Annotated in this window: 10 protein-coding genes; 2 read left to right on the top strand and 8 right to left on the bottom strand. The window is 53.5% G+C overall.

Annotated elements, in window-relative coordinates:
- The first annotated feature begins 2 nt into the window (after positions 1-2).
- Complete coding sequence (gene bioA / locus DFK18_RS11275; RefSeq protein WP_114418365.1) at positions 3-1,268, top strand: adenosylmethionine--8-amino-7-oxononanoate transaminase; 1,266 nt, start codon at positions 3-5, stop codon at positions 1,266-1,268.
- Here bioA and DFK18_RS11280 read toward each other — a convergent pair.
- From DFK18_RS11280 to DFK18_RS11290, 3 genes are all read right to left on the bottom strand, one after another.
- A complete protein-coding gene (locus DFK18_RS11280) occupies positions 1,240-3,873 on the bottom strand; it encodes an EAL domain-containing protein (RefSeq protein WP_114418366.1) in 2,634 nt (877 codons plus the stop codon). The genes bioA and DFK18_RS11280 overlap by 29 nt on opposite strands.
- Positions 3,874-3,903: 30 nt before the next feature.
- The gene (locus DFK18_RS11285; protein ID WP_114418367.1) at positions 3,904-4,716 is read right to left on the bottom strand and encodes a response regulator; all 813 of its coding nucleotides are present in this window, start codon (positions 4,714-4,716) and stop codon (positions 3,904-3,906) included.
- A gap of 95 nt (positions 4,717-4,811) precedes the next feature.
- A complete protein-coding gene (locus tag DFK18_RS11290; protein WP_162299768.1) occupies positions 4,812-5,135 on the bottom strand; it encodes a hypothetical protein in 324 nt (107 codons plus the stop codon).
- Between the two features lie 353 nt (positions 5,136-5,488).
- Here DFK18_RS11290 and DFK18_RS11295 point away from each other — a divergent pair, with 353 nt between their 5' ends.
- Entirely contained in the window at positions 5,489-7,201 is a 1,713-nt protein-coding gene (locus tag DFK18_RS11295; protein WP_114418369.1) for a flagellar assembly protein A, read from the top strand.
- 76 nt (positions 7,202-7,277) lie between these two features.
- On the opposite strand, the gene ung is transcribed toward DFK18_RS11295, so the two are convergent.
- From ung to DFK18_RS11320, 5 genes are read right to left on the bottom strand one after another with little or no spacing between them, the layout of a single operon-like run.
- Positions 7,278-7,970: a uracil-DNA glycosylase gene (gene ung / locus DFK18_RS11300; RefSeq protein ID WP_114418370.1), complete on the bottom strand. Its 693-nt coding sequence runs from the start codon at positions 7,968-7,970 to the stop codon at positions 7,278-7,280.
- Positions 7,967-8,596 carry a riboflavin synthase subunit alpha gene (locus tag DFK18_RS11305; protein ID WP_114418371.1) on the bottom strand — a complete coding sequence of 210 codons (630 nt, stop codon included), beginning with the start codon at positions 8,594-8,596 and terminating at the stop codon, positions 7,967-7,969. Before DFK18_RS11305 ends, ung begins: the two co-directional genes overlap by 4 nt.
- Positions 8,597-8,602: 6 nt before the next feature.
- Entirely contained in the window at positions 8,603-9,181 is a 579-nt protein-coding gene (locus tag DFK18_RS11310) for a 2-hydroxychromene-2-carboxylate isomerase (RefSeq protein WP_114418372.1), read from the bottom strand.
- 48 nt (positions 9,182-9,229) lie between these two features.
- Positions 9,230-9,715: a hypothetical protein gene (locus DFK18_RS11315; RefSeq protein ID WP_114418373.1), complete on the bottom strand. Its 486-nt coding sequence runs from the start codon at positions 9,713-9,715 to the stop codon at positions 9,230-9,232.
- The gene (locus DFK18_RS11320) at positions 9,712-10,557 is read right to left on the bottom strand and encodes a TatD family hydrolase (RefSeq protein ID WP_114418374.1); all 846 of its coding nucleotides are present in this window, start codon (positions 10,555-10,557) and stop codon (positions 9,712-9,714) included. The genes DFK18_RS11315 and DFK18_RS11320 overlap by 4 nt, the downstream gene beginning before the upstream one ends.
- Positions 10,558-10,647 lie beyond the last annotated feature (90 nt).

A 10,647-nucleotide genomic window follows, 5' to 3' on the forward strand; every position in this document is an offset into this window, starting at 1 on the left:
TCATGCCGTCTTCCCCTGTCTGGTATCCCTACACCCCCATGCAAAACCTCCCCGAACCACCTCTGGTCGAATCCGGTCAGGGTGCTTGGATTCATCTGGCCGATGGTCGCAAACTGCTGGATGCAACGAGTGCCTGGTGGTGTCTGATTCATGGTTATCGTCATCCCACGCTGGATGCCGCCCTGCATGAGCAAATCGACCAACTGAGCCATGTAATGCTGGGAGGCCTGAGCCACGAGCCAGCTCAACAACTGGCTCGCAAGCTGGTTGAAATCACCCCGCCGGGGCTGGAACAGGTTTTTTTCAGTGACAGTGGCTCGGTGGGTATCGAAGTGGCCATGAAGATGGCGGTACAGTACCAGCTGCAAAACGGCCAGCCGCAACGCACGCGTCTATTGTCAGTCATGCGCGCCTATCATGGTGATACCAGCGGCTGTATGGCTCTGTGTGATCCCGAAGAAGGCATGCATCAGCTGTTTACCGGCTGGCTACAGCCCCATCACTTCACCCCGGCCCCTAGAGCTGCCTTTGATGCTCCAGCCGATGATCCGCTATTGCAGGAAGACCTGGCCTTGCTAGAGGCGAGTTTTGCCCGTCACCACGAGTCCCTGGCTGCCTTTATCGTCGAACCCCTGCTGCAGGCCGCCGGTGGCTTCAATATGTATTCGCCACTCTGGCTGCAGGAAGTCAGACGCCTTTGCGATGACTATGGGGTCCTACTGATATTTGATGAAATCGCCACAGGATTTGGCCGCACCGGCAGTCTTTTTGCCTGTGAGCAGGCTCAAGTCAGCCCGGACATCATGGTTTTGTCCAAGGGACTAACCGGCGGCTACCTGGGATTGGCAGCCACTCTGGCCACGCAGAAGATTTTTGAAGGCTTTTATGGCGGGCCGGAAAGAGCCTTTATGCATGGCCCCACGTTTATGGGCAACCCTCTGGCTTGCCGTGTTGCTCTGGCCAGTATTCAGGTCTTCGAAGAGGAAGACTACCTGAATAAAATTGCCCGTCTCAACCAGGTGCTCCATGAAGAGCTGGACGACTTCTCCGCCCCTGGCGTCCAAGCCACCCGCGTTCTGGGCGCAACCGGGGTCATTGAAGTCACCCACCCCGAACTGCTGAAAGGCTTGAGTGGCTACGCATTGAATCAGGGGGTCTGGCTACGCTCTTTTGGCAGCTATGTTTACACCATGCCCAGCTATGTCATCACGCCAGAAGAGTTACGTGAAATCACCCGGGTTATGAAGGATTATTTTCGTCAAAAATAGCCAACGGCTGCCAGGAGTCAGGAAACTCGGGCCAGTTCAGTGACTGGCCTGCTGCTTGCAGCCAGGTTTGGATCTTGGCAGGCAAAGCAGGGCGTGCCAGCCAGAAGCCCTGGCAGACTGGACTGCCTAGCCCCATCAGCAGGGTTGCCTGGGCCTGGGTTTCCACCCCCTCAGCGACGATATCCAGACCCAGGGCCTGAGCCATACCGATAATGGCTCTCACCAGCTGGCCATCCTCATGGTTTTCAGGTAGTTCGCGCACAAAACTGGCATCGATCTTGATCGTTGACAGGGGTAGCTGACGCAAATAGGAAAGGGAAGAATAGCCAGTTCCGAAATCATCAATGGAAATCTGAATACCGCCCTGATGCAGGGTTTGCAGCAATTGGTGCTGACGATCATCTTCAGTCAGGATCAGGCAGCTCTCCGTCAGCTCCAGTTCGATCAGATCCGGAGACAACTGCATTCTTTCCAGACGCTCAAACATACGCTGGGCAAACTGGGTATTCACCAGCTGGCGTGCCGAGACGTTGATAGAAACCCGGGGCACAGCCAAGCCTTGCGCCATCCAGTCACACAACTGCTGACAGACTTCATCCAGCACCCACTCGCCCAGGCTTTCAATCAGCCCCAGTTTTTCGGCCAGGGGAATAAATTCGGCCGGGGAAACCTCGCCCAGATCCGGGTCCTTCCAGCGCAGCAGAGCTTCCATCCCTACCCAGCGTTTGCTGGCCACATCGATTTTGGGTTGATAGACAACATAAAGCGTCTGGTTATCCAGTGCCTTGCGCAAACCATGCTCCAGCGCCAGATCGGTGTAATTACGCTCGCCCATCAGGGCATTGTAAAAACAGTAGTTATTGCGTCCCGAATCCTTGGCCCGGTACATGGCAGTATCGGCATGCTTGAGCAGGTTTTCGGCTGTATCGCCATCGTCGGGATAAATACTGATGCCGATACTGGTGGACACCACCAGGCTATTTTCCAGAACGGTCAGTGGCTCAGTCACCGCTGCAATCAGACGCGAGGCTTCAGCTTCCAGTTCGTGCAGGGTTTCGACTTCCGGTACCAGAATGGTAAATTCATCCCCGCCCAGCCGAGCGACCGAGTCGCCTTCATTGATGTTGGCTTCCAGGCGACGCGCGACCTCCTTGAGCACCTCATCACCGGCTTGATGCCCCAGGGTATCATTGATGCGCTTGAACAGATCCAGATCCAGAAACAGGATGCCCATCTTGTGCTTATGCCGCTTGGCTGCCCCCAGGGAGAGCTCCAGGCGATCAATCAGGAGGCGGCGATTGGCCAGGCCGGTCAGCTCATCGTAATAGGCCAGGCTGTGGATTCTTTCTTCCTTGTGCTTACGATCGGTAATATCACTGAAAATAGCCGCAAACTGCAGGATTTGCTGATCCGGACCACGAATGGCCGTGATGGTGAGCCACTCTGCGTAGATTTCCCCGTTTTTACGCCGATTCCAGATCTCACCCTGCCAATAACCCTGTTTCTTCAGGCTTTGCCACATCTCCTGATAAAAATCCTTGCTATGCATACCGGAACTCAACAGGGCCGGAGTCTGGCCAATGGCTTCCTCGGCACTATAACCAGTCAGGGTGGTAAAGCTGGGGTTAACGGCCTGGATGACCCCTTCGGGGCTGGTGATCACGATGCCATCCAGTGAGGTTTCTATGACTTTTTGCGCCAGCAACAAGTGCTCGGTTGATGCCTTGAGTGCCTTGTCGCGGGCTTCGATGGCCGCCCGCAATTGATTAACGTATTCGTACTCAATACTAGCCAGAATGTCGTTAAAAGACAGGAGACCGCAAAGCTGATTCAAGGGGTTCCCCTGGTCATCACATTCCAGCACTCCCAGGTGGCGAAAGCCCTTTTCACGTAAAAGATCAACGGCTTTGAGCAGTCCCATATTTTGGGGGACACAAAAAAGATCATTGTGAACCAACTCATCCAGAGTCGTTACCGAATGCTCTTCAGCCAGAAAGGCAACCAAATCTCGCTCGGTAATGATGCCGGGCGCTCTTCCCCGCCCCCTTTCCACTATTGCTGCTTCCTTGCCGGCTTCGCGCAGGCGGCCTACGGCTTCGGCCAGGGTCAGGCTGGAATAGAGTCGCAGTGGTGCACCATGGACACTGGAGCCGACGCTTCGCATCAACAGATAGTTTTCTACCCCCTGATGACGAACTATGTCTGATTGCGTCAGCATTCCCAGTGGCTTGCCAGCCTGGTCCAGAACCAGGATACGACGAACCTGCTTGGTCTTCATCAGTGAAGCGGCCTGGCTCAAAAGCGCATCATACTCGATGCTGAAGACAGGGCTGCTCATCAGTTCGCTGATAGGTGTTGTCAAAAGATCGGATCGGCCAAAATCCAGTCGCCGGGTATCACCTTCACTCCAGATACCCAGGATCTCATCCTGCTGCATAACCAGAATGCAGCTGACCGAAGCCCGACGCATGCGCCGAGCAACTTCACCCAAGGATAAATCAGGAGAACAGGTCAAGAGACCGTCATTAACCAGGGTACCGACCCTAGGATCATCGCCTAGTTTGATCGCTGAAAAATCCTGATCGCTGGCACTGACAAATTTCAAAAGCTGACTCCAGACTCTGGGGGCAAATGACTAGCTTTCATCAGGCTCCAAAAGAGAAACCAGGAGCTGGCGTACCTGACCCACTTCAAAGGGCTTGTCACAAATCGCCGAGACTCCAGCCTGGCGCACACTAGCCAAACGTGACTGATCTTCGGACGTTACCATCATGACGGGAATATGTGAATAATCAGCCGATTGGCGAATATGATTCACCAAAGCTTCACCATCCATTACCGGCATATTGTAATCTGTGACAACCAGGTCATAGGCCGCTTGTTGCAGGCAATCAATACCCTCTTTGCCATCCACAGCTTCATCGATATGCTCAACACCGATTTGATGGAGAACCCGGGTCAGGTGTTTGCGTGCCATTCTGGAATCATCGACCACCAGAACCCGCAAGGTTGCGATGTCATAGAGTTCAAGATCCACTTCCTCATGGGTCAAATACTCCAGAGTGGATCCCAGCGCTCGCTCCAAATCTTTCCGGTTAAACGGCTTGGGCAAAAGAGCCAGCACACCGGCCTGGCGAACCGCTTCCAGGTTTTCCTTTTTCTGTTCGCTAGAAACCACCATCTTGGCCACCTCGGCCAGGCGCTCATCCTTTTGCATCAGGGCAAAGAGTTCATGAGCATCAGCATCGGGGAGATAGAGGCTGGTAATAATCAAATCGGGAACAAAAACCTTCATGCGTGTGAAGGCTTCACGGGCATTGCTGACAGTTTCCAGTGTTTTAATACCCTGGTCGGTCAGCTGCTTTTGAATCACCCTTCTTTGCATGGCCGAAGGTTCAACCAACATAATGCCCAGGTCATCGAGGGACAGGGAAGAAGTAGCTTCCATTTACTTAATCTCCAGCAGTAAGGCTTGGCAACCAGAGCATGAGCAGAAGGGCGGCTGCTGCCACCGAGCCCTGCCGTGGTTAAATCAGTTAAAAGTCAGTGTTTCCTTGGTCTTCCAGGCAGCCCCGGCTGGTAAATATCATCACGGTAAATCAAACGCTTAGGCTCCTGGCGGCGCTCCGGCGCCAAACTGAAGACGGCTTCACGCAAACGATAGAGGCGCTCCCCTTGGGTACGAGCCAACTGCATCTGCACCTGACGAGGCAAGGGCGGTAGACGTAAAGCCTTACGGTCTTCCGTCCAAAAAGTTGCCTTATCCAACATCAGGCTCAAAAGGTTGCGCTGATTGGTTTTCAGTTCGGCAATCAGGGTCAGGGCGATCAGCTGCTTGGCACGCCTGATCTTAGCTAAACGAGTCATGGCCATAAATGCGGTATACCCTTATCTTTAGAGTTTTACTATCATAAACCTTCAGCGACGCTGAGTCAGTGCTAATTTCCACTCAAGAATGCAACAAAGCGTCACAAAACACTTTCGTGTACAGTCTAGGCTCAGCCCTACTGGCACGATAAGATGTTGTTGCTTCATACTTTTTATTCATGCAACGTCTGAGTAATGAAAAACTAGAGATCAGCAAAGCAAAATAGCATTTTCAGCTGCTGTACAGACTCTAATTATTGGATTAATCAGGTGTTTTTCAGCCCAGATCAATACTTGTTCTGGAGCAACGATCATAATAGCAGTCTGGTTAGAGCTGCATTTGGGACAAATTCATGGAACCACTAGACGAAGATCTGATGCTGAGTGTCCCCACTCCTGAAGAGCTGGGACTCACTTTTCGTGAAGAAGAGGAAAGCGGCGATTTCTGGGCTAAGCATGAGCCCACCGGACTAACCCAGCCCCTGGAACCGGAAAACTTTCCTCAAGTCATGGAAATGGCCGGTTTTTCACCTCATGAATACCCAGTGGATTCGGCAGCCCTGTCCATACTGCTGGATGCCATGCGCCGGGGTGAAGCCTGCGATCAACGTCTGGGTGGCCCCATAGATGCCCGACCCGAGGTCTTTGCCAGCCCTGATCAAATGCTCGCCGGTGTCGTCATTCACCCTCCTCAGGGCAAGGGCAAGGATCTGACCCGTGAAGCTCTGGATACGGCTCTGAAACAATCAAAGATTGTTCGTGGTCTGCTGGATGACAGCCTCAAGGAACTCACCAGCGAAGAAACCCGCAAAAAGCTGCGTGAAACCCAAATCCCCATCTGCATGATCGTTGCCTATGGTGAAACCGCCTATGATGGCACCGATGCCTGGCTGGAAACCCTGATCGAAGATATCGCCGATCGCCGTCCACAAATGGATGATGACGGCAATGTCAATTTTCTGGAACTGGGTGACTTCCCTCATGTGGATGCCGACCAGGCACTGGTCAGACGCCACCCACCCACGGATGGAAAATCCGGCTGGACGGTTACAGGTCGCACGATCAAGGGCCGCAATGGTAAGGACCTGGCACTCAAACCCAAGGATGACAGTGTCAAGCTAGCAGACGGTGATGAAGATCTCCTCCTCTCGGCCAAGGCCGGCATGCCCGTGGTGCATGACAAAGGGGCCCAGATCGAACAGGTTCTCAATCTGGAAAATGTCGGTCTGAAAACCGGTCATGTACGCTTTGATGGCAGCGTCCATGTCAAAGGCAATGTAGATCCGGGCATGAAGATTGAAGTCACGGGCGACGTCAAGGTCAAAGGACTCGTTGAAGCGGCTTATATCAAAGCTGGCGGTGCCATTGAAATTGGTGGCGGCATCATCGGGCGCAAAAAATCCGACAAGGAACGCCAGGCTGAAGCCAAGAAATCCGAGGAAGAAAAAGGCAAGATCAATGATGCCTACCTGCATGCCGGCACCCAGGTCAAAGCTCGTTTTATCCAGGAAGCCAAGGTCGAGGCTGATCAGGAAATCATCGTCCAGAAACAAATCCTGCATTCGGAAGTCAAGGCCGGCATCAAGATCATGATGCCCGGGCGCGGTGCAATCGTCGGCGGCGTTGCCGAAGCCAAGGAACTGATCGACGTGGGCGTCTCCGGTGCCATGGCCAATGTTCCCACGCGTTTGATTGCCGGGGGCACAGCGGACATCAAAAAACGCATCACCGGCGTCAACAATCTGCTCAAACAGGTGGAAGAACAGCGCCAGCAATTGATGGATGTTGTGGCCAAAATTAAAAAAATGCGCAAACCCATCACTGAAGAAAAGAAACAGCAGATTATTCAGGCCAGGGACACCCTGAAAAAGAAGGAAAATGCCCTCTATGATGAGCTGGCCCGTCTGGAAAGCGAAATGAAAGACCGAGAATCCGCCAGGGTTCAGGTCAGGGTGACCTGCTATCCCGGTACTCAGATCGAGCTGGGCGAAGATGAATTCTCACCACGCAACAACCTGGGTAAAGTCACCTTTGTTCTGCGTGACGGCGAAATCAACATGCGCTAAGCGCCAGCACTGAAAAAAAGGCCGGTAAGCCAAGGGCTTACCGGCCTTTTTATTTCTAACCCAGGCAGGTCACGGCTTAACTGACTTCAGCAGGCAACTGCCAATTGATCGGTTTTTCCTGCCGCGCCTGCAGCCAGGCATTGGCTTGAGAGAAGTGGCGACAGCCCAAAAAACCGCGATGGGCTGAAAGCGGTGAAGGATGAGGCGCTTCCAGCACCAGGTGCTTGGAGCGATCAACAAACCCGGCCTTTTTGCGGGCATAACCACCCCAAAGCAAAAACACCAGCCCTCGTGACTGCTGATTGAGCAGATCAATCACCCGATCGGTAAAAGTTTCCCAGCCCTTGCCCTGATGGGAACCCGCTTGTCCGGCTTCCACGGTCAAAACGGCGTTCAACAGCAAAACCCCTTCTCTTGCCCAGGACACCAGACACCCGTGGCCTGGCGGCTGAATGCCCAGGTCACTAGCCTGTTCCTTGTAGATATTCTGTAGTGAAGGCGGCACCCTCACCCCCGGGGGCACTGAAAAGCTCAAGCCTTCAGCCTGGCCGGGACCATGATAGGGGTCCTGACCCAGGATCACGACCTTGACTCTGTCCAGCGGGGTTTGCCAAAAGGCATGGAACCAACGCGAAGAATGGGGATAGATAATTTTTCCCTGGTCCTTTTGATCGCGCAAAAAGGCTTTTAATTCCAGCATATAGGGCTGCTGAAATTCCTGGTCCAGGTAGTGCATCCAGTCTTCGGGCAGAGGTTGCTTGCTGGTCATGAATCGCTGCTCTCATCCTTCTTCTGGGCCAGCACCCTTTCTACCGTTTCCACGATCACCTGGGTTTGGGGATCAATTTCCAGATTGACGGCAGTTCCATTGGGCATCTCCCCGAAAGTCGTGGCCCGGCGGGTTTCCGGAATCAGGTAGACACTGAAGGTATTATCCACGATTTCGCCAATGGTCAGGCTGCAACCATTGAGACCGATATAGCCCTTGGGAAAGATATACTTCATCCACTGGTCGGGCACGGTGAATTCCAGACGCAGATTGTTTTCATCCAGCTCTTCACGACGGGTCAGGATGACCTGATCAATGACATGGCCGGACATCAGATGGCCACCGATTTCATCGGAAAAGCGGGCCGCTCTTTCGTAATTCACCTCGTCACCCTGCTTGAGCGCACCCAGATTGGTGGTTCTCAGGGTTTCAATCATGGCATCAAAATAGACGGCCTCGTCATCCCAGTGGGTGACCGTCAGGCAGACCCCATTGATGGCGACACTGCCACCCACAGTCAGACCTTCCCGCGTTGAGGCGGGTAAATCCAGCCCCAGGGTTGTCAGATTGGTTTTACTCTCCAGAAAGGGGAGCCGGGCTACCCCCTGCACAATTCCGGTAAACATGGTTTTTTATCCTTTCGCGGCCAGGAGGTCGGCTTTCAGCAGGTGCAGGCGATCACAACCAAAATACAGCTGATCCTTCCAAATAAAGGTAGGCGCACCAAAAGCTCCTCTGGCGATAGCTTGATCGGTCAGTTCTTTCAAGGCGGCCTTGGCTTCCGCCTCACCGGCCTGTGCAGCAATTTTCGTACCCAGGACCGGGTCGGCCACAGCTTCCTGACCGACATCCTGGCCCTGACCCCAGTAGAGATCAAAAAGCAGGAGGGATAGGCCCGCGCGATCTTCTTCAGGCAGGGCAGCCAGGGCACGCTGAATCTTCAGGGTATTGGTGGGAAAGACTTCAGGAAACTTGTAGGGAAGCTGATAATGGCCCGCCAAACGCGGCAGATCTTCCTGAAACATATAGCGTTTTTTGGATTCCAGGCTCAGGGGCGCACTATTGCCCACCTGTTTGAAAAGCCCACCCAGAAAAATGGGCAGCCAATTTACCTTTGCCCCTGTCTCGGCTTCCAATTCGGCCACCTGCTTGGCCGCCAGATAGCTGTAGGGGCTAACAACGTCATAATAAAAATCTACCTGTTCAGTCATGGTTCCAGTCTCGCGTTATTATTCGTGGGTGGTGGCAGTTATTTGCAACTATTCAGCTTCTGGGTAATCGCCAGTAAGCTGCACATGGGCTTCCAATAAAGCCCTCACCTGATCCTCGGCCCGAGTGGCATCCAGCCCCAATAGATCCAGGCTTTCACGCCAGGCGTCTTCCCAAGACGTGCGATCTTCATAAAGCTCGGCCGCTTCGATCAATTGAAAACCGATTTCCTTGTCGGCAGCCTCAAACAACTTCAGCATCCAGGCTTCCTGAGGGTGCAGGTGAGCTACGTAGTAGGCATCGTCATCCTGGTCATATTCCATTTCCCGAATAATCTCGGTAGGGGCATAGCCCTGGAATTCCAGATCCAGTTCATTGACACGCAGGGCACTGGCCTCTTCATCTTCCCAGGCCTCATCAGGCTGGATCAAAGCCTGCTTGATGCTACCATCCGACAGCGACCAGGCAATACTGACCGGAAAACTTTCTTCATCTTCAGCAGCGCCTTCGACGGCAATAAAGGTCGGTAAACTCATGGAGCCACTCCTTGCAGCAATGCATCGGGTAGTTGAAAAAGACGGCAGGCATTGGCAGTGGTCACCTGGGCCAGAGCTTGGGGAGATTCTCCCCGCACTTCCGCCAATTGGGCCAGAACCCAGGGTAAAAGGGCCGGTTCATTCCGTCCTTTTTTAGGCTTGGGACGAGCTGTTCGTGGTAGCAACCAGGGGGCGTCGGTTTCGATCAGAAGGCGTTCTTCGGGTACCGAAGGCAGCAGCGGCCACAAGTGCGTACCCCGGCGTTCGTCACAAACCCAGCCGGTAAAACCGACATACAAATCCAGATCCAGATAGCCAAACAGGCTTTTTTTGTCGCCGGTAAAACAATGGACCACAGCCCCGCTCAAATCATCCCGCCAGGTTTTCAGCAACTCCAGCATACGCTTACCCGCATCGCGCTCATGGATAAACAGCGGCTTGCCCGTTTCGGCAGCCAACTGCAACTGGGCTTCAAAAGCCTTTTCCTGTTCGGCAGGTGTGGAAAAATTGCGATTAAAATCCAGTCCGGTTTCGCCCACAGCCACCACGGTTTCCTGCTTCAGAAGCGAGGCCAGCTGCTCTCTTGTTGAAGCCGACCAGCTTGACGCCTGGTGCGGGTGAACTCCAGCTGTGGCAAACAGCTGACCAGGCCGGGTTAATGCCAGTGTCAGTGCTTCCTCACTCACATCCAGGTCCGTGCCCGTCAGCAACATGCCGGTTAATCCGGCATCGAAAGCTCGATCCAGCACTTCATCCCTGTCGTGGGAAAAGGCCTTGTCAGTCAGGTTGACGCCTAGATCAAAAAGTGGGGAAATCCGGTTTTCAAAAGGTGATGCCAGCATTAATCAAAAAACCCTGCCAATTACATGTTATTCTGCCGCCAGCGACAGACAAAAGTAGTCAAGCTATCAATTTTTCTCTAGTATGTCAGA

Origin of the sequence: Marinospirillum perlucidum (assembly GCF_003336805.1) — a bacterium.
Classification (GTDB): Bacteria; Pseudomonadota; Gammaproteobacteria; order Pseudomonadales; family Halomonadaceae; genus Marinospirillum; species Marinospirillum perlucidum.

What these genes read in the sequence shown, in the direction of transcription:
- ung (WP_114418370.1), bottom strand. Translation starts at nt 7,970, where the DNA reads ATGACCAGCAAGCAACCTCTGCCCGAAGACTGGATGCACTACCTGGAC.
- DFK18_RS11295 (WP_114418369.1), top strand. Translation starts at nt 5,489, where the DNA reads ATGGAACCACTAGACGAAGATCTGATGCTGAGTGTCCCCACTCCTGAA.
- DFK18_RS11305 (WP_114418371.1), bottom strand. Translation starts at nt 8,596, where the DNA reads ATGTTTACCGGAATTGTGCAGGGGGTAGCCCGGCTCCCCTTTCTGGAG.
- bioA (WP_114418365.1), top strand. Translation starts at nt 3, where the DNA reads ATGCCGTCTTCCCCTGTCTGGTATCCCTACACCCCCATGCAAAACCTC.
- DFK18_RS11310 (WP_114418372.1), bottom strand. Translation starts at nt 9,181, where the DNA reads ATGACTGAACAGGTAGATTTTTATTATGACGTTGTTAGCCCCTACAGC.
- DFK18_RS11315 (WP_114418373.1), bottom strand. Translation starts at nt 9,715, where the DNA reads ATGAGTTTACCGACCTTTATTGCCGTCGAAGGCGCTGCTGAAGATGAA.
- DFK18_RS11285 (WP_114418367.1), bottom strand. Translation starts at nt 4,716, where the DNA reads ATGGAAGCTACTTCTTCCCTGTCCCTCGATGACCTGGGCATTATGTTG.
- DFK18_RS11290 (WP_162299768.1), bottom strand. Translation starts at nt 5,135, where the DNA reads ATGACTCGTTTAGCTAAGATCAGGCGTGCCAAGCAGCTGATCGCCCTG.
- DFK18_RS11320 (WP_114418374.1), bottom strand. Translation starts at nt 10,557, where the DNA reads ATGCTGGCATCACCTTTTGAAAACCGGATTTCCCCACTTTTTGATCTA.